This window comes from Luteolibacter sp. SL250 (assembly GCF_026625605.1).
In the GTDB taxonomy this organism is placed as follows: Bacteria; Verrucomicrobiota; Verrucomicrobiia; order Verrucomicrobiales; family Akkermansiaceae; genus Luteolibacter.
Genome location: NZ_CP113054.1, coordinates 4094417 through 4113508, shown reverse-complemented (window position 1 = coordinate 4113508; position 19092 = coordinate 4094417). Strand labels below are relative to the sequence as shown.

At 64.1% G+C, this 19092-nt stretch carries 9 protein-coding genes; 2 read left to right on the top strand and 7 right to left on the bottom strand.

The features are described 5' to 3' along the window. Nucleotides 1–79: 79 nt before the first annotated feature. The 3 genes from OVA24_RS17865 to OVA24_RS17855 form a co-directional block, all read right to left on the bottom strand. A complete protein-coding gene (locus tag OVA24_RS17865; protein WP_267671477.1) occupies nucleotides 80–1018 on the bottom strand; it encodes an alpha/beta hydrolase in 939 nt (312 codons plus the stop codon). 81 nt (nucleotides 1019–1099) lie between these two features. After that, nucleotides 1100–3340 carry a TonB-dependent siderophore receptor gene (locus OVA24_RS17860; RefSeq protein WP_267671476.1) on the bottom strand — a complete coding sequence of 747 codons (2241 nt, stop codon included), beginning with the start codon at nucleotides 3338–3340 and terminating at the stop codon, nucleotides 1100–1102. Nucleotides 3341–3573: 233 nt separating this feature from the next. After that, on the bottom strand, nucleotides 3574–3786 hold the full coding sequence (locus OVA24_RS17855; RefSeq protein ID WP_267671475.1) for a hypothetical protein: 213 nt from the start codon (nucleotides 3784–3786) through the stop codon (nucleotides 3574–3576). Between the two features lie 162 nt (nucleotides 3787–3948). Here OVA24_RS17855 and OVA24_RS17850 point away from each other — a divergent pair, with 162 nt between their 5' ends. Beyond that, a complete protein-coding gene (locus OVA24_RS17850) occupies nucleotides 3949–6294 on the top strand; it encodes a glycoside hydrolase family 20 protein (protein WP_267671474.1) in 2346 nt (781 codons plus the stop codon). A 196-nt stretch (nucleotides 6295–6490) separates the two neighbouring features. Here OVA24_RS17850 and OVA24_RS17845 read toward each other — a convergent pair whose 3' ends face one another. The 3 genes from OVA24_RS17845 to OVA24_RS17835 form a co-directional block, all read right to left on the bottom strand. Then, nucleotides 6491–8452, bottom strand: a complete 1962-nt coding sequence (locus OVA24_RS17845; RefSeq protein ID WP_267671473.1) for an FAD-dependent oxidoreductase — start codon at nucleotides 8450–8452, stop codon at nucleotides 6491–6493. Nucleotides 8453–8571: 119 nt separating this feature from the next. After that, nucleotides 8572–11097 (bottom strand): ATP-binding protein, encoded by a 2526-nt coding sequence (locus tag OVA24_RS17840; protein WP_267671472.1) that lies wholly within the window; start codon nucleotides 11095–11097, stop codon nucleotides 8572–8574. A gap of 106 nt (nucleotides 11098–11203) precedes the next feature. Further along, complete coding sequence (locus OVA24_RS17835; RefSeq protein ID WP_267671471.1) at nucleotides 11204–12985, bottom strand: SLC13 family permease; 1782 nt, start codon at nucleotides 12983–12985, stop codon at nucleotides 11204–11206. 217 nt (nucleotides 12986–13202) lie between these two features. Here OVA24_RS17835 and OVA24_RS17830 point away from each other — a divergent pair, with 217 nt between their 5' ends. After that, the gene (locus OVA24_RS17830; RefSeq protein WP_267671470.1) at nucleotides 13203–14054 is read left to right on the top strand and encodes a PEP-CTERM sorting domain-containing protein; all 852 of its coding nucleotides are present in this window, start codon (nucleotides 13203–13205) and stop codon (nucleotides 14052–14054) included. Nucleotides 14055–14099: 45 nt separating this feature from the next. Here the strand turns inward: OVA24_RS17830 and OVA24_RS17825 are convergent, their stop codons facing one another. Further along, nucleotides 14100–18995: a hypothetical protein gene (locus OVA24_RS17825; protein WP_267671469.1), complete on the bottom strand. Its 4896-nt coding sequence runs from the start codon at nucleotides 18993–18995 to the stop codon at nucleotides 14100–14102. Nucleotides 18996–19092: the final 97 nt, after the last annotated feature.

Genomic DNA, 19092 nt, shown 5'->3' with positions numbered 1-19092 from the left:
TGGAAAATGGGGTGGGTGGATTTGCCGGTCGGGCGGTAAGGTGGGACAGGTGCCGGTATTTTCAAGGCCGGGAGCCGCATCAACGGGCCGGGGCGGCGAAGGCGAAGCGGAGCGCCTGGTTGACGGCGCCAGTGCGGGCGGAGCCGTGATTCTCGTTCTCCAGCAGGAGGAACTCCACGTCCATGCCGGAGGTGCGGAGGTCTTTGGCGAGATCCCGCGAGTTGTCCACCTGACGGCGGTCGGTGACCTGTCCCGCGCGACCGCCCGCCTGGTGGGCGGGGGAGGGTGTCTGCTCGAGCGATCCGACGGTGAGCCGCAGCCGTGCGGCGGGTGTGGTGGCGTCCTTCGCTTTCAGGAAAGCATCCTTCTCCGTCAGGATGTGGCGTTGGTTCCACCAGATGGACGGGCTGGCCGCGAAGTAACCCTGGAAGGCGTGCGGCCGGGTGAACAGCGTGTGCAGGGTGAAGAGGCCGCCGTAGGAGTGGCCGAAAAGCGTCTGCCGCTTCGGGTCGATGTGGAAGTCCGCGGCGAGCCGGGGCTTGAGTTCCTTTTCGATGAAATCCAGGAAGCGGTCGGCTCCACCCTGCGGGTGGCCGGAGCCATCCCCCGTGGCGGACAGGTCCGCGGCTGGCGGCGTGTAGTCCTCCGTGCGGAAGGCGGGCGAAATCTTATCCTCCGATGGATAGCCGATGCCGACGATGATGCCGGGCGTGATGCCATGAGCGGCGGCCCGTTCCACCATACCGTCCTGCAACAGCGCGGCCAGCGGGTAGGTCACGTTTCCGTCCAGCAGGTAGAGGACGGGGAAGCCCTCCGCCGGAGCGGGGGTGGAGGGAACGTGGATGAAGATGCGGTGGGTGCGTCCGGTGTTTTCCGAACGGATGTCCAGTTGACGCGCGGGGATGCGGATCGGGACATCCGTCCAGCCTTCCTTCGGTTGTCCGGCAGCATCATCCGCGTGTGTCTGGCACATCGCGATGGAGAAAAGAATGAGGGAATGAATGAGCTTCCGCATCATGAGGTTGGTTGGAGGAAGAAAAGGGACGCCCGTATGGACGTCCCTCCGATGGCCGGAAAACACTACCCGGCGCACAACGGTTCACCAGCGATAGTTCAGCCCGAGGTTGACGAACCGGCCGGAGCCGTAGAACGCGGACGTGTTTCCGGTGGCGGTGGCAACGTAGCGTTTGTCGGCGAGGTTCGTCGCGCTCAGACGCACGGACATGCCCTCCAGGGCTGACGATGCCCTGCCCAGATCGTAGTTGATGGCGGCATCGAACAGCATGTAATGCGGGATTTCGATGCTGTTGGCGGCATCTCCATAGCTGCTTCCCACGTAGCGGACCCCGCCGCCCACGCTCAGCCCTTCCAGGAAGGTCTGCTGGAACGTGTAGGTCAGCCACAGGGACGCAAGGTGTTCCGGCACACCGGGCAAATCATTTCCTGCCTGCGCGGCGAGCAGCGCGCTGCTCCTGGTGATTTCAGTATCGAGATAGGTGTAGGTGGCGATCAGGTCCAGACCTTCGGCCATTTCCATGCGTCCTTCGAACTCGAATCCGCGGGTCTCGGATTCACCGACCTGCGCGTAGCGCGGAGGTCCCGCCTGCACCTGCACCTCACCATTTTCCTCGGTCAACTGGAAGAGTGAGGCTGTGAAGAGAGCCTTCTCCCATGGCTGGTATTTCAAGCCGATCTCGTATTGCTCGGATTCCACCGGTTCACGGAGAGGATCGCCGGCGAGATCGAGGTTGCTGTACGGCGCGGCCTCGAATGAGGTGGTGTAGCTGACGTACGGGGCGAGACCGTTGTCGAACAGATAGAGGAGTCCGCCCCGCCATGTTGTCGCGGACGGAGTGACTTTGAATTTTGTGGGTGCGCCCTCGATCCCATTCCCTTCGTGGTCCGAACCCGTCAGGTTCGCCTGGTCATAGTCAACCCGGTGCCAGTCATGGCGGATTCCGAGCGTGGCGTGCAACGGACCGAAAACCGCCTGCTCCTGCAGGTAGATCCCGAGCTGGCTTTCGGTGGCGTCCACATCCGGCCCGGCCCAGGCGGTGCTGGCCTTCAGGGTTTGATCAATGCCAGGAGTATACACCGGATCGTAGATATTGATCGGAGGGCCGACGGCGGCTGCCGAACTGTTGACCAACCGGAGGTGGCTCCAGTCCGAATAGACGTAATCCACTCCACCAACCAAGGTATGCTGGACAGGTCCGGTTTCGAATTTCGCCTCCAACAAGGTATCGACCGCGAGTCCATCGGAAATTCCATCCCCTACGATCGCCCGGCGGCCGAACGTGGTGGGGGTGCTGCCGGTCCCACCCACCATGGCATGATAGAGGTTGTCCACGTGGGTGTAGCGGAGATTCTGGCGGAACGTCAGATGGTCGTTGAACTGGTGCTGGAACTGGTAGCCGATGGCGAATTGCTCGCGGTCATAGACATTCCAATCCGGCTCGCCAAGAAAGGTCGAATTGTCGAGGTAGCCGAATGGACCGCGGGTCAGCGTCCCGACCGTCGGTAGGAACTGGAAAGTGGCCCCTCCTTCATCTTTCTGATACTGCGTCAGGATGGTCAGCGATGTGCGGTCGGTGATGTCCCACGTGAGGCTGGGCGCGATGAAGAAGCGGCTCAATTCGGTATGATCCACTTCGGAGTTTCCGTCGCGGTAAAGGCCTGCGATACGGTATCTGAGGCCCTCCATCCCGAGCCCGCCGCTGGTGTCGAAGGTTCCCTGGATCGTATCGTGGCTGCCATACTGGAGGCCGGCGGAACCGAATGGATCGTCGGTCGGGCGCTTGCTCACCGCATTGATCAGACCGCCCGGTGTGACGAGGCCGTAGGAAACTCCGGATGGACCTTTCACGACCTCCACCCGTTCCAACCCGAAGGTGTCGAATTGCCCCTTCGTCCACTGTCCGCCACTCGGGCCACGCAGTCCGTCCAGATAGAAGTTGCTGGTATCACTGCCCGCGCTGTAGCCCCGGATTCGCAGGCCATCCCAGCGGCTGTCCATCCCCTGATCCGCCGCCAGCACACCTGCGGTGTAGGAAACGGCTTCTGTCAGGCGCTGCACGCCGCGGGCGTCCAATTCCGCCCGGGTGATCGCGGAAATGGACTGCGGGGTGGAAATGATGGGGGTCTGGGTCCTTGTGCCGGTCGTGGTATGAGTGGCAACTTTCTGTGCGGTGATCTCCAGCTCCGGGAGGCTCCCGGAGTCCTGGGCTTCGTCGTCAGTGGGGGGCTTCTGAGGGGCGGCGGTCGCGGAGAGCGGCAGGACCGCCGAACTGATCGCGGCGAGGAGGGTGAATCTTCCGATGGAGGATGCTCGGTGTTTCATGGATGTGGATTTCGTGAGGATGGACCTTCGGTGGGGGGAAGAAGGCCCTTGGCTCTGAAGTTGCTCCAGATGTTGAGATGAGTCTCAATATCAACAATGAGCTGTCAACCGCGAATCCTCAAATGGAACTTCGGAAAAGCCTCCCCCCAAAACTTCGCGTTCGTCCACCTGGCAGGTGGAAATCCATCAGACAGGGAACGGGCGATCTCCACCCAACGGATCATCCGCTGCCATCACACGGCCACGTGGAAGCGCTCCTCCGTCAGGTCGATGAACTCGAACAAAAGCTCGGTGAGTTTATCCTCCACTTTGGCGCGCAGGCCCATCCGGTCGGTTCCATCCCCGGTGGCATCACCCGTCCCGCGCAGCAGTCCTTCAAGCTCCGACCGTGCCGTGCGGATGTTGCTCCAGAGGATCTCCAGGGCGTCTCTCTTTTCCGTTTTCATTGCCTGCAATATCGCCCGGATCCCGGTATCCGCAACCCGGTCGGGGGAGAAGCTTGTGCCCCTTTCCCTGCTCGCGCACTGTTGTCCGTTTTTTTCTCAAAGTCGTCCGCTTTGGGTCATCCTGCTTGCCGTGGCGTGGATCGGGCGGCTCGGTGGGGGGATATGACGAAGGAACGGACGGCCATGCGCGGGTGGCGGAGATGGGGCATCACGGCGGTGGTGGCCATGGCGGCATTGCTGGCGGCGGGGCGGGGTGGTGCGGATGAGGTGAAGCCCGGCGGGCTACAGTTGGCGGTGGATGGGAAGCCTGCCGTGGTGATCGGCTATGGGGCGGCGGATGGGCCGGTCAGCCGCCATGCGGCGAAGGAGCTGTCGGATCACCTGGCAGGTGTGGTGGGTGCGGAGTTCCGGCTGGTGGATGCGGCGGAGGTGGGCAAGGACCAGCCCGCGATCCTGGTGGGCGCGGCGGCGGATGGACTGCTGTCGGAGCTGGGTGTGGACCGTGGCAGCCTGGGCGAGGATGGCGTGGTGATCCGCACGCATGGCAACCGCCTGCTGGTGTCAGGAGGAGGGCCGCGCGGCGTCCTGTATGCGGCCTATGTTTTTCTGGAGGAGCACATCGGCTTCGAGTGGTTCACGTCGGACGCCGGTTTCGTTCCGAAGAAAAAGGATCTGTCCGTGCCTGCGCTGGATGTCCGCTACCGTCCGCCGCTGATGTACCGGGATCCGTTTTTCCGTGACTACGTGGACCATCCGGAGTTCGCGGTGAAGCGGAAGCGCAACGGACGGGTCATCGGCTACAAACCCATCCCGCAGGAACTGGGCGGGGATGTGGAGATTATCGGCTTCGTCCACACGTTCCACCGGCTGATCCCGCCGGACAGGTATTTCGCCAACCATCCGGAATGGTTCAGCGAGATCGACGGCAAGCGAACGGCGGAGAACTCCCAGCTCTGCCTCAGCAATCCGGAGCTGCGGAAGGAAGCCGCCGCGCGGACGGTGGCGATGGTCCGGGAGCATCCGGAATCCCGCATCATCTCCGTGAGCCAGAACGACAACATCCGGAAATGCGGATGCACCGCCTGCGGGGAGATCGAGGCGAAGCTGGGCGGGCCGTCCGGGCTGATGCTCGACTTCGTCAACGGCATCGCCGCGGAGGTGGCGAAGGTGAGGCCGGAGATGTTCGTGGAGACGCTGGCCTACCAGTACACGCGGGCCGCGCCGAAGGGCATCGTCCCGGCGGACAATGTGATGATCCGCCTGTGCCCGATCGAGGCGGACAGCAGCCATGAGCTGGACTCGCCGCGGAACGAGGCGTTCATGACGGACATGAGGGCGTGGGCGGCGATCTCGAAGCAACTGTTCATCTGGGACTACGCGGTCGATTTCCTCGATGCGGTGCGCCTGCATCCGAATGTCCATCCGTTGTCGGAGAACATCCCGCTTTTCGTCAAGATGGGCGCGGCGGGTGTGTTCGAGCAGGGCTATGAAAGCACGCACCAGTTCACGGATTTCATCGCGCTGAAAGGCTGGCTCTCCTCCCAGTTGCTGTGGGACCCGGAGCGGGATGCGGAGGCGCTGATCCAGCGGTTCCTCTCCGGCTACTACGGACCTGCCGCGCCGCATCTGGATGAATACCTGCGGTTGCTCGACCGGACGGTGCGCGCCAAGGGGACGGTGCCGGGGTATGGTGATCCGGATCTCTCCGGGTTCGATGGCGCGGTGCTGGCGGAGGCCGGGGCGTGTTTCGCGAAGGCGCTGGACGCCGTCAGGACGGAGCCGGAGTTCCACCGGCGGGTGAGGATCGAGGAGCTGGCCTACCGGTATCTGAAGATCCTCCGCTACCTGGATGGGATCCTGGCCGCGGGTGGGGAGGAAATTTTCCCCTCCGCGGAGGATGCGGCGGCGGAGTGTGATGCCTTCCTGCGGGACGCGGTGGAGCTTGGCATCGACCCGGCGTGGCGGATGACACCGACGCTGAGCCTGCGGCAGTTGATGGGCCTGCGGAGGAATGAGTGCCTGCCACCGACCGGCACCGCTCCGGAGGAGTGCAAGGGGCTGGAGCGGAAGGATTGGGTGGATGTCCAGGAGGTGCTGATGAACCTCCACGACCCGGAGGGTGAATTCACCTCGCTGGTCGATGATGCAGCCGCGTCGAACGGACGCGCGGTGAGGCTGAAGCTGGGCACCGCAAAGTGGCTGGTGCAGGCGAGGCCTCCACTGCGCAAGCGGACGAGAACGCTCGACGCCCATCTCGTGGTGCGCGTCGATGGGCCGGCAGCGGAGGGAGTGGCCTTCCGCTGCGGGATCTACGACAGCCGGAACAACCGGATGGTCGTGGAGAAGTCCGTGTCCTTCGCCGACCTCGCGGGAGGCGGCTACCGCACGATCCATCTCGGCGAGCATATCCTGGGACCGGAGCATTCATTCTGGCTGGCACCCACGGGCAAGGCGGACCCGGCCACCGCCATCCACGTGGACCGGATCTTCATGATCGGCAGGCCATAAGCGCAGCGGAACGGCTGAGGCGTTTCGGCCGGGTGAACTTCGTTCCTCCCCGGGGTCCGCAGGGGAGGGGATGTCGTCCCTGACTTCCATGGGTGAAGCTCCCTCCCGTGCGGATCATCAGGGAGGGAGGTGGATGCCCCCAACCGTAACGGCGCAGCCGTTCCGCTACCTGGAGTGATGCACTCCCAGCCCTACATCACTTCAACCTCGGCGCCCCGGGGACGCCTTCCGTCATGAGCTGCTTCAACTGCGGCAGATGATCGGTATAGACGTCCTTCGGCAGGCACTGGTGCTCCTTCATGATGGCATTTGCCATGCCGACGACTTCGCCCATCATGCCGGTGGTCCGCATGACGCGCACGGTGCCCAGCGCCACGTGGGTGACGCTGATGTTGCGCCCGGCCATCATCAGGTTCGGGACATTCCGCGAATAGAAGCAGCGGTAGGGGATGGGGTAGGGCTTGATGTTGAGGTGGTGGGCTTTCGACTGGAAGGCATCGCACGCGCACAGCGGCTTTTCCGGGTAGTGCAGATCGATGGTCCATGTGGTGGTCACGGAGGCATCCGGGTAGGGGATGGCTCCGACGATGTCCTGCTGCCTGAGGACGAACTCACCCATCAGTCTGCGCGACTCCCGCTTGCCGCCGATGTAGGCGACCCAGTTGAGCTTCCTGTTGGCGAATTTTTTCTGCCGCGCGGGGTCGGCGCTGTTTTTCAGCACGCTCCAGTTGCCGAAGACGACCCGCAGCGCGTAGTCGCGGATCTCCTCCATCTGCGTCGCGTTGTTCAGGTTGGCCCCGGTTTCCCAGTCCCAGTCGCCGCGGAAGGTTTCCACGCAGGTTTTCTCGGTGAAGCCGAGGCCCCAGGTGACTTTCGGGAAAGCGGAGGCACTTTCCTCCACGCGGGTGTTCCACTGGACGGAGGTGCCCATCACCAGATCATCCTCCACGGATGGGGCCAGCTCCTCGTCGGTGTGCGCCTTCGACTCGCGGCCGATGCGGTAGTCCGCCTTAGCGAGGTGGCCGAGGTTTCCGTCACCGGTGCAGTCGGCGAAGATCCTGCCGGCGACCTTCACCTTCTGTCCGCTGCGGGTGTGCTGCGCCAGCACGGAGGTGATTTTGCCGTCCTTCATCTCCACCGCGTTGGCGCGGGATTCCAGGAACAGGGTGATGTTCTTTTCCGCGAGGACGTACCGGAGCTTCTTGTCATCCTGGTAGTTCGAGGCTTCCCCGGCGTTGTGCTCCTTCTTCTCGGGGTGCTGCTTGATGACCGCGAGGATCTCCTTGCTGTATTCCAGCTCCGGCTGCCGGTTGGCCTCCCAGAGGTTCCAGTGGCCGACGGGTCCCAGTTGCTCGACCAGGTTCCCCAGCTCCGGGTAGGGTTTCTTGCGGATCAGTCCGGAAAGGCCGACGCGCACTTCCGAGCTGTTGTTGCCGCCCAGGATGGGGCGGTCATGGATCAGGGCCACCTTGCAGCCGTAGCGGGCCGCGCTGACGGCGGAGCAGATGCCCGCCATGCCGCCGCCGACCACCACCAGATCATAGCCTTCCTTTTCCTCCACCACCTGCTGCTGTGGCAGCAGACGCACGCGCAGCGCCTGGATCTCCGCGAGTGATGCGCCGGGCACGATGCCGGTGTCATCGCTGAGGAAGATGGCGTCGCAACGTCCGTTGAAGCCGGTCAGGTCACGCAGCGCGAGGTGGTGCTCCCCGGCGGCCAGCTCGATGGTCCCGCCGTCCTGCCAGTGCCACTCCGCGCCTTTCTCGCCGAAGAGGATCTCGAGCGGACGGTCGTTCACGACGAGGTTGAAAATACCCGGTGATCCGGTGGCCTTCATCGGCCCTTCGAACTCATCCGTCTTCCATTTCCCCACCCAGTCGCGGGTGCGCACCCACACGCGGTGTTTCCCGCCCTTGTTGATGCGGAAGGTGGTCCTGGCATCCGCGACCGGTTCCCCCAGACCGTGGGCCATGAGGTAGGGCGAACCCATCTGGTCCATCGACTGCTGGTCCACCACCCAGCCGCCCAGGTTGGGGAAGCTCTCCGCATCGATCAGCAGCTCATCGGCGCGTGCGGCCGAGAGGGACGCCGCGAGCGCGGCGAGGGTGAGGGATTTCCAGAAAGTGGCAACGGCATCGAAAGGTGAATGGGCTTTCATCGGTTTCCATGAAAACCCACACCACGTTGCACTCCTTTCACCGTTCCCCCAGATGACGGGGAAGCGGATGACTTCGGTCGGAAAACGTCATGCCGTCACACCGGGGGATTCACCGCGACCTAGGATGAAAGCTCCTTCAGGACGCGCCAGATGTCCGCAGGGGCGACGGGTTTCACCAGATGCCTGACAAAGCCGGAGGCGGCGGTGCGCTCGCGGTCCTCGCTGCGGCCCCAGCCGCTCACCGCCACCAGCAGGGTGTCCGGCCGTATCTCGCGGATGGCGCGCGCGGCTTCAAAGCCATCCATCCGCGGCATCCCGAGGTCGAGGAAAACGATCTCCGGTCCGGACTTGCGGACTTTATCCACGGCCTCCGCCCCATCGTAGGCGACATCGACGGCGAGCTGCGGGGAGTCCAGCAGCAGCTTGAGCATGTCGGCCGCGGCGCGTTCGTCATCCACCACCAGGATGTCCCGCTGCCGTGCCTCGGACTGGTTGTCCCAGGAGTCCGCGGTGACCGTCCGCGGCATGGGCGCGGAATTTCCCCGGGGCAACGAAACGCTCACCCGGGTGCCGAGGCCCTTTCCGTCGCTGTGGAGGGACACATCACCGCCGTGCAGTTGCGTCAGGTTCCGGACGAGCGTGAGACCGATGCCGAGGCCGTCCTGCCGGTCGGTGTCCTCCTGTTCGAACATCGAAAAGACCCGCTGCTGTGAGGATGGCTCGATGCCGATGCCGTTGTCGGAAACGACCATCCGGACCGTGTCGTCCTGACCTTCCACGGAGACATGGATCTCCCCCCCGTGCTGGGTGTATTTGATGGCGTTCCCCAGGAGGTTGGAGATGACCTGGGACACCCGGTGCGGGTCGCAGTCGATCTTCAGTGCCGAATTCGGACGGGAATAGATGATCTTCTGGTTCTTCTGCTCCGAGGCGGGTTCCGCGATGTCGATGGCATCCCGGATGATGGCGCAGATGTCATTCTGCGACCGACGGAGGACGATCTTGCCGGTGGAGATGCGGGAAAGCTCGAGCAGGTCGTCGATCAGATGGACCATCTGCCGGGTCTGGTCACGGATCATGCCGGACACCTTTTCGATCTTGCCGGGATCTCCTGATGACAGGCGGATGACCTCCAGTCCGGTGAGGATGGGGGAGATGGGGTTGCGCAGTTCATGCGCCAGCGTGGCCAGGAACTGGTCCTTCTTGCGGTCGGACTCCCGCAGGTCGTTGACCAGCCGCATCCGCACATAGGACGCGGTGACGTAGCGGGTGATGGTCTCGATGAACTGGGCCTCCTCCACGGAGAAGGACGACTTCGTGCGGCTGCCGAATGACAGGGTGCCGAGGATCTCTTCGCCCGCGATGAGCGGGTTGCAGATATACGCCTTCAGCCCCAGGCATTTCACCGCCTGGGTCTTCGGGTCGTCGCTGCGTTCGATCTTGCCGGCGATGATGGCGCGCCTGGTGAGCGCGACCGTGCCGCAGATCGCCTGGCCGAACTCCAGGGTTCTGAGGCTCTCCGCCTCCTCCTGGCCGATCCCGCGGAACGATGACAGCCGCAGCCTGTCGCCGTCATTCATGTAGTTGATGTAGACGTCCAGCCCCAGCGGGCCGCTGATGGCGTCGAAGATCTGCTGCAGCATGGACTCCGGGTCGTCCGAGGTCAGCAGGATCTGCGCGGCGTCCCACAGGATGCCCATCTTCTGGTTCTGGACCTCCAGTTTCTGCTTCGCCCGGAACCGCTCGACGACGGGTGAAAGGCAGGCCAGCACGTCCGCGATGATCCCCAGTTCCCGAGGGGTCCACACCCGCGGCGTGGCGGAGTTCACGGAGAGCAGGAGCACACGGTCACTGCCCACGGTTTCGGTTTGCGCCGCATAGGAACGGACGCCCATTTTCAGATACGCCTCCGCCTGGTTCCGCGTCTGCGCGTGGGTGGAGACATCCTCCACCGTATAGTCGCCCTTGGAATAAGCGTCCCACCACTCCATATCACCGAACTGGAAGAGTTCGTATTCCCCGCGGATGGAGGTGACGCCGTCCGCCACCCAGTCGCTCTCGATGACCACGCGGTTGTCATTCCGGTTCCCCTCGCCGAAGAGGCAGCGGGATCCATCCAGGAATTTCCCCAGCATCTCCACCGCCTCGTTCGCCGCATGGTCGCGGTCGGAGCACAGCGCCAGCTTCCGGCTCAGTTCGGAAAGGAATGCGGACTTCTCCTCCTCCTGCTTCCGCTCCGTGACATCGCGCGTGGTGCCGGCGACGGCGATGATCTTCCCGTCCGCGGACCTCACGGGGTTGAAGATGTAGTCGTAGATGCGCCTGCCCGCCTGCCCGTTGAACGGGACGTCCCCCCGGATGGGCTTTCCGGTCCTCACCACCTGCTCGATCTCCCGGTCATGCATCTCCGCATGCCATGGCTCATACCCCAGCTCCAGGCAGTTCTTTCCCTCCGCTTCCTCCCAGGTCTTCCCCCACATCGCCAGCAGCGCGGCGTTCGCGTAGATGAAGCGGTGGTCGAGATCGAAGATATAGGCCAGGTCCGGCGTGCTTCCGAGGATGGCTTCGAAAAGCTGCTCCTTGCTCACGCCGCGGAAGTTCCCGGAGGCGTCGGCGGGCGGATCTGGAACGGGAGGGGTGTTCATCGTTGGTCGGATTTTGCCAGTGGGTGACAAAGGTTGTTTCCCATACTGGTCGCCGGGATCCGGTCTGGAATCAAGATCCCAACAACAGCGGTTGGATGCCAGGCTTTCAAAGGGGCCAGAATGTGAGGATGAGGGGGACACCGGTGACGATGACCAGAATGGACAGCGGTACGCCCAGGCGGGCGTAGTCCCCGAAGCGGTAGCCGCCAGGACCCATCACCAGGGTGTTGCACTGGTGGCCGATGGGTGTGAGGAAATCACACCCCGCGCCCACGGCGACCGCCATGAGGAATGGCTCCGGGCGCATGCCCAGATCACCGGCGAAGGTCGCCGCGATGGGTCCCATGACCAGCACGGTGGCCGCGTTGTTCAGGAAAGGGGTCGCCGCCATCGCCGCGACGAGCAACATCCCGACCGCCGCCCATCCGGGGAGCCCGGAGGCGGCGCCCGACAGCCAGTCGGAGATGAGCTTGGTGCCGCCGCTGTCCTGCAAGGCCTGGCTGACCGGGATCAGCGCCCCCAGCATGACGAGGATGGGCCACTCGATGTGGTCGTATGCGGCCTTCACCGGAAGTGCCTTCGTCAGGATCACGGCGACAGCCGCGCCAAGGAAGGCGATGGCGGCCGGGATGAAGCCGAGGGCGGTGGCCGTCATGGCGATGCCCAGGATGGCCAGCGGAATGAGGCCGCGCCGCGCGCTGCCGAGGGCGATCTCACGTTGGGCCAGCGGCAGGCATCCCAGTGCCTTCAGCCGCTCCGGCAGGGTGTCGAGTTCTCCCTGGAGGACGATCACGTCACCGGCCTTCAGCCGGGTGTCCCGCAATCCCTCCGTCATCCGCCTCCCTGCCCGGGAAATCGCCAGCAGGTTCACGCCGTGGATTTCATGGAGGGCCAGCTTTCCGATGGATGATCTCACCAGGATCGATCTTTCCGCAACCACCGCCTCGATCACGCCGACTGAGTCCGGGGAGTTCTCCGTGACCACCGCCCGGTCCTGTCCTTCGAGAAGCAGCTCCCCGGTTGCGACCGCACGCTCGAGGGACTCCGGGTCTCCCTTCAGCAACAGGGTGTCGCCCGCTTCGATCACGGTCTGGACGCCCACCAGCTTCTCCCGCGCATCGTCGCTGCCTCTCAGAAGGGCGTTCACCCGGACCTCGCCGTCGTGGGCAAGCTGGAAGGCGGCGAGCGTCTTGCCGATCCATTTCGAATCCGGCGGCACGTCCGCGCTCGTCGTGTAGTCCCGGATGTCCAGCGCCTCTCCGAGCGATGGCGCGGCGCGCCTGTCGGCTGGAAGCAGCCGGTAGCCGAAGTGCAGGAATGCGAGCCCCACCAGCGTCAGTCCGAGGCCGACGGGGGCGTAGTCGAACATCCGGAACGGTTCGCCGGTGCTCTGTTCCCGCACCCTGGAGACGATGATGTTGGGGGAAGTGCCGATCAGCGTGATGAGTCCGCCCAGCAGCGATCCGAAAGACATGGGCATGAGAAAGGCGGATGGGGACACATCGGACTTCCGCGCCATCTTCATCGCGGCCGGCATCAGCATGGCGAGCGCCCCGATGTTTTTCACGAGGGCGGAGAAGATGGCCACGGACCCGACAAGGACGGTGAGCTGCCATTTGACCTTCCTGAGATGTGATGAGAGCAGTTGCAGGATCGACTCGACGATACCGGATCTCGCGACGGCCGCACTGATGACCAGGGCGCTGCCCACGATGATCACGATGTCGTCGCTGAATCCGGCGAAGGCTTTCTTCGGGTCCACGGTGCCACACGCCACGGAGACCAACAGTGCCAGCAGCGCGACGAGGTCGTAACGGATGCGCCCCCACAGGAAGAGCAGCATGGTCACACCGAGGATCGAGAAAGAGAGGATCTGGGGTTGGGTCATTGCCGGCGGGAGATTCCTTCGCAGGTGCCGTGCCTGCACCCAGTCGCCGGAAAGACTGGTGTTCCACGACACCCGGGGAATGCCGCTGGCTCAAATTGCATTCCCCATTGCGATTTGTAACAGATTGATGATGGGCGCTGACCGCGGGATCAGGGATCGATGGATGGGTGGAATTAACCGTTGAAAAACCGATATTCCGGTCGTACAGCGCAATGAAATGAAATTCACGCGCAACTTCCTCCCGCTCGCCCTCAGCAGCCTCTTCATGGCAGGTCAAGCCTCCGCCGTGTCGCTGCTGTTCGACTTCGGCACGGGTGGCGGGGCGCTGAGCGCGGACCAGCGGACCAACAGCCCCGGCCATGCCACCGGAGCCGTTCCGTCGACCGAGGTGAGCTGGAACACCGTGGGCAGTGCTGACATCGCCGCCGGTCCCACTTCCGGCCTTACCTATGGCGACGGCACCGCTGCCACCAACATCGCGCTGAACCTCGCGGTGGAGACCGCCATCGGCTCGAACATCCTCGACTACGCGGCCACCAACAACATCAACTCCGGATCCCTCACGGGCAGTGCGGTCAATCTGGGGGCGGTCTACGGTTCCGCCACGTCCAGCACTCCGGCAAAGGACGGAATCTTCCGTGGGGGCACCACCAGCAACTCCGACAACGCCGCCGTCGGCTTCCGCCTGGATGGCCTGGCGGCGGGTACCTACACGCTCTACTTCACCGGCCGGAACACCAACTCCGACTCCGTCCGGCCGGTGGGCTTCTACACGGCGGTCGGCGCGTCTTCGGACACGTTCAACTTCCTGGACCTCAGCCTCACCACCCTGGCCAATTCCTCCATATCAAACAACGGAGGAAATCCAACCTTCGTCGCCGGCAACAACTACAACAGCACCACCTTCACCATCGCGGAGGGCCAGTCCCTTTTCTTCGCCGCGGAAGGAACCACCTCCACCGAACGCCGCGGGTTCATCAACTCCGTCGAGATCGCCCTGGTCCCGGAGCCGTCGGCCATCGTCCTGTCGCTGGGCGGGGTGATGCTCGCGCTGCGCAGGAGGCGCTGAGGGGGGGACCATCGCCGTTGGCCCTGCGGACACAGCCTGCCCGCTTCATGGCGTTTCAGGCACCACCATCCTGACGCGGAAGAACCTCGCCGGATGCTCCGGGGTCACGGGGTAGGAGAATATTTCCGAGAACATCCAGGAGCGGGTTTTCGGAGAAGTGGTGTCGCTCACTTTCCTCCATGTTTTCAGATCACTGCTTTCCTCCAGCACGGATTCCACATGAGGCAGGGTATATTCCGCCGAGACGTAAAAGTGAAGCTGTCCGGGCGGGGTTCCCGTGCCGAGTATGTCATCCGGGGAAAGCCATGTCCACAGCCCCCAAGTCCCTGAGTAGCGATCCTGCGGATCCATTCCGTAGGCATACTCCATGAAGTTCGTCAGGCCGTCCCCGTCCGCATCATCATTGGGTCCGGAGTTCTCCCCGGTCAGGCCGTGGTTGTCCTTCCAGTTCCGGAAATGATCCGCCGGAGAGGTGGTCTGGAGATCCGTGATGCCAACGTCGTAGTCGAAGTCCTGCCAGACGGGGACCGCGGTTGTCTCTTGGGTGACGGGATCATACAGCTTCGCCACCAGACGCCATGATATCTCATGGTGGCCGGCTGGCAACAGGATCTCGGACAGGCTGCTGAAGTAGATCGGGAATTCCCTGAGCAATTCCCCGTCCATCTTCACCTCCAGCACATATTCCATGATGTTGCCCGCCCAGTCAGGCACGGTGGGGATTTGCCCGGAGATCAGGGGACGCCTCTGGCTCAACCACGGCCGGAAGGAAAGGATGCGCGGGCCTTCCACATCGAGCTTCAGCGCACCATCGCTGGTGTTGGTCCCCAGCGACTCGGTCGGGCCGTCCGGGATGTTCCGGTATCCGACGGACCATCCCGCACCAGCTTCCACCGGCAGTGCCGGAATGCCCGCGAGGGTCACGATCTCGCCGGGAGTTTTTGCGGGGACTGCTTCAATTTCGAGTGCATCCACCAAAGCCACCGAGGGATCGAAGCTGAAGTTGCCGAGGGAGAGATGGTGCCAGGAGATGACATGGCGTCCGGGCGGCACGTCCAGTTCCACCGCGGCCCACTCCGCCCCGGCGGGGGCGAGCGGCGCTTCCCGTCCATCGATCCCGGCGATCAGCTTTGTCATGGCATCGCATCTCCAGCGGAAGCGCACCTTGGCCGGGCCGTCGACCACGGTGGACATGCCGGAGCGGTCATCCGCAGGGGCCGGGGAAACGGCGGCATCTTCCGGGAAATCCTGCCTGTCGTCCCCGAGGAAAGAGAATCCGCGCCAGCCCGCGGGTTCCACCGTCCGTGGCAGGTCCAATGCCTCTTCCAACGGGGTCTCGCCAAGCGGCTGCGAGCGGAAGCGATCCACCAGCACCACATCGTTTCCGTCGATGGCGTCGTTCCAGAAAATGGCGGACCGGGGGGCGATGAACCTGGACCGGCGGAGAGGTGGCTTGCCCGGGCCTCCGTTGATGTCACTGGACGCCTGCATCCAGTCTGTGCCCGGATTGAGGAGATACAGCACGCTCTCCCTTCCGGGGGACCATTTGTCCTCCTGGTCATGGGAGTCGGCGGCGGACACATGGGTTCCCGCATCCATACCCGTGGAGAACCACAGCGCGTCCTGTTGGTCCAGTCCCTCCATCAGCGGTGAGACGCCGGGCGTGAAGGTCATCCCGCTGATGATCCAAATGGGCAGCTCCACCGTATCCGGATCATCCCCCGTGATCTCCGTCTCCAGCGAGAACCTGACCCGATGCGTGCCGGCCGGAATGTCCATGGAGGAGGACATCCAGATATCCGGATAATCGTAGACGAGCACGCCCACGTCCAGGCCGTCCACCTTCCTGCTCCAGGTGGTCAGTGTGCCTTCGCCCAACGTGCGGTTCTCCCGCCAGGACAGCCTGCCAGGTCCGGTGACCTCCCGTTCGATCCAGCGGTCCTCGCCGGATTTCGTCAGCAGGATGATGCCATCCGCTCCATTTTCCCCCAATGAGGGAAACACGGCGAGCGCCTCCGGCACGCTGGAGGACCAACCCTCGCCGGGGCTGATGGCCCCCTGTGGCACCCAGCGCACGTTGTCCACCGCCAGGGCCTTGGGGGTGGAGCCGCCCCCCCAGTAGGCGGAAAACTCGATCCGAATCGTGTGCGTTCCGTCGCCCATCACCAGCATGGGCTCCACCTTGCGCCAGGGTTGCTGGATCACCTTTCCATCGACCAGCACCCGTATGCCGATCCCGCTGTTCCAGGGATCCATCCCACCGGTCGCCGTCGAAGCAAGGACGGAGAAATCCAGCAGACCGGCTCCCTCGAAGGTTGTCTCCAGCCAAGTGCTCTTTCCGTCCGGGAGGCGCACGTTCGCCGCGGTGCCACCCACGGCTCCCGGCGTGTCCCGTCCGGTCACGGGGTGCTCCACGGAGGTGCTCCACGTGAGATCCCCCGCATCCAGCGATGCCGCCAGGGGCTTCTCCGGCCATGGCTTCCATGAAAAATCACCCAGCTCCAGCCATCCACCATAGTCCCAGTAGGTGGAGATCTCCCACTCCAGCGTCACCGGCCCATCCTGGTTGATGAAGGTGGTGACTTTCCGCCGGAGCTGGACGGAGTCGGGCGCCGTCGCGATGGTCTGTCCGTTCACCCGGAAGGTGCCGGTCGGCGTGCCCGCCACGAGCTTTTCCCACTCGAACGAAAACTCCCCCGGCGCAGTCAGGGTGATCTGCATCTTCCGCGGCGTCGTGCTGAGGGCGGCAGGGGACACCAGCACCGGCTTTGACGCTCCGGTCCTCAAGGTGCCCACCCACGGCTGGTCCGCCGGGCTGAACGTCGGGGAAACTCCTTCGATCCCGAGGACGTCCATCGCCGGCATCACCGGGTCCGCCTGGAACTCCAGTGCGCTGAGCGCCATGCGCGAGGTGTCTTCCAGCACGCCTCTGGCTTCCATGGTGAGGTGGTGGTTTCCAGGTGGCAGCCACAGGGAGTGGTTCTTCCATCCATGCCCGTCACTGCCGGACCGGACCACGGATGCCCTGGAACTGGAGGAAAAGGAAAGCTGGGCGCCGATGCCAGCGTTCGATGACGCCGTGGAGACGGGGAAATGGCTCCTGAACCGGACGGTTCCCGGGCCGGTGAAGGGGATCCGCAACCGTGGCTTTTCCCCGTAGTAATCCCACTTCGATGCAGGGACCAGTGCCTCCGCGGGGTCACCGCCCAGGCCGGTGACGCCGCTCCAGATTCCGTTGCGCCCGGAGATGACGGCCGCGCCGACGCTTTCCCCGATCACCCCGCCCTCCGGCAGTGGCACCACGCGGATGGCCGATACCCTCGCACTCACATCCCCGAAGTAAGGGGCGCTCCGTTTTGCCAGATAGCGGATGGTATGCGTCCCGGCCGGGACTTCGATGAGCGCGGTCGCCGCCTTGTTCGTCAGGTGCGACAGGCCGGAATCCCAGCAGGCTTTCCCATCCACCAGCACCTGCAGCGGGGCCGTGGAGTTCGAGTAACCACGGTAGTTGAAGGAAACCTCCGCCGGCCCCGTCACCTGGTGCTCGATCCAGCCTTCATCCGCCGCTCCGGTGAGGGAGAGGTAGGCCTCATAGTTCCCGGAATCGGACCGAGGCTCGATGGTCCACGGTGCGTCACCACCCACGGTGAAGCCGCCCTCCGGCAGTCCCAGCGCGTCCGCCAGCGATGTGACGTGCGGGACGATCTCGATGTAGTCCACCCGTGCCTCCGACATCGCACCCAGGGTGTAGGTGCCCGGTGACAGCAGGTAGCAGCGTGTGGTCCACTCGCCGTCCGGCAGCGTCTCGGAGGAAAGCACATCCGACTGGAGCGCCAGCGCCCAGGGATTCGAAAGGGCGCCTCCGCCGAAAAACCTCCCTCCACCCGTCTCCCGGATCTTTACCAGGGACCTCTCCGCCAACACGAAATCCACCCCTCTGCGATAGCCCACCACCACTCCGGAGCCGCCGCGCGTGCCCTCCATCTCCGCGCCAAAGGGGCGGCTGGTGTTGTTGGGAGTTTCCGTAAATGTCAGATGCGGGGCATCCAGCGCCGTCGCGAAATCCACCTCCGCCACCCGCCTCACATCACGGACGGCCACATCCGCCGGCACCCGCCGTGCATCCACCGGGCCGGAGGCCTCCCACTCGATGCTGTGGGGACCAGCCCCCCTCACGGGGATGAACCCGGTGGACCAACTGTCCTTGTAGGGGAGAGCCGCCCACGTACCTCCGTCCGTGCGCACGCGGGCCTCCTTTCCCCTGGCCAGATAGCGGAAGCGCACCACCCCGGCACCCTCCGTGTCACCCCTGAGGATTTTCGGCACGCTGGCACCGGCATTTGGCACCGCGTGCATCAGGCCGGACCACGTGGCGTTGCCACTCCCGTCAGGCCAACCGGACAGTCCCTGCCAGCCCGCGCCACCCAGCACCACACTGCCGTCCGCCTCCCCCGCAGCCAGGGGCAGCACCAGACCCGGTTGCCAGCGCCCCCTGCCGAATGTGGTCTCCGCATAGGAGCTGGCATCGCCCACGGTCATCATCCACGTCACCTCGTGCGTGCCCGGCGGAACATACACCCTGTCCGTGTGGTCACGGTTCGGGGCGATGCCGCCGTCCACGACGCCATCGATCATCACCGTGGTCGGGAAATTCAATGACGCCGCCCGGTCCAGCTCCAGGATGCCGGGGCCCTGCACGTGGCCGCTGAGGTAGTAGGAGTAGCCTTCCCCGGACGTGCGTCTCACGATCATCCGGTAGCCGGCTGGCCTCAGGTTGTAGTTGTCATAGGTCCTGCTCCATGCGTTTCCGGTTGGATTGACCACGGACCATGTCACCCCCGGGACGTTGCCCATCGCATCCTGCAGTTCCGCGTTGGAAATGGCACCCTGTGCAGCCTGGCATCCGGCCAGACCGGCCAGCAATCCCATGATAAGTTTCACGCCGCATTCCATATCTGACTTCACCCCACAACCGGAGGCGGAGAATCAACCGGAATGCTGGAAACTTCACAAGCCCGCCTTGCGACTTTCTGGACGC

Bases quoted from the DNA above. Each gene is read 5' to 3' on its own strand.
- OVA24_RS17865 (WP_267671477.1), bottom strand. From the start codon at position 1,018: ATGATGCGGAAGCTCATTCATTCCCTCATTCTTTTCTCCATCGCGATG.
- OVA24_RS17860 (WP_267671476.1), bottom strand. From the start codon at position 3,340: ATGAAACACCGAGCATCCTCCATCGGAAGATTCACCCTCCTCGCCGCG.
- OVA24_RS17855 (WP_267671475.1), bottom strand. From the start codon at position 3,786: ATGAAAACGGAAAAGAGAGACGCCCTGGAGATCCTCTGGAGCAACATC.
- OVA24_RS17850 (WP_267671474.1), top strand. From the start codon at position 3,949: ATGACGAAGGAACGGACGGCCATGCGCGGGTGGCGGAGATGGGGCATC.
- OVA24_RS17845 (WP_267671473.1), bottom strand. From the start codon at position 8,452: ATGAAAGCCCATTCACCTTTCGATGCCGTTGCCACTTTCTGGAAATCC.
- OVA24_RS17840 (WP_267671472.1), bottom strand. From the start codon at position 11,097: ATGAACACCCCTCCCGTTCCAGATCCGCCCGCCGACGCCTCCGGGAAC.
- OVA24_RS17835 (WP_267671471.1), bottom strand. From the start codon at position 12,985: ATGACCCAACCCCAGATCCTCTCTTTCTCGATCCTCGGTGTGACCATG.
- OVA24_RS17830 (WP_267671470.1), top strand. From the start codon at position 13,203: ATGAAATTCACGCGCAACTTCCTCCCGCTCGCCCTCAGCAGCCTCTTC.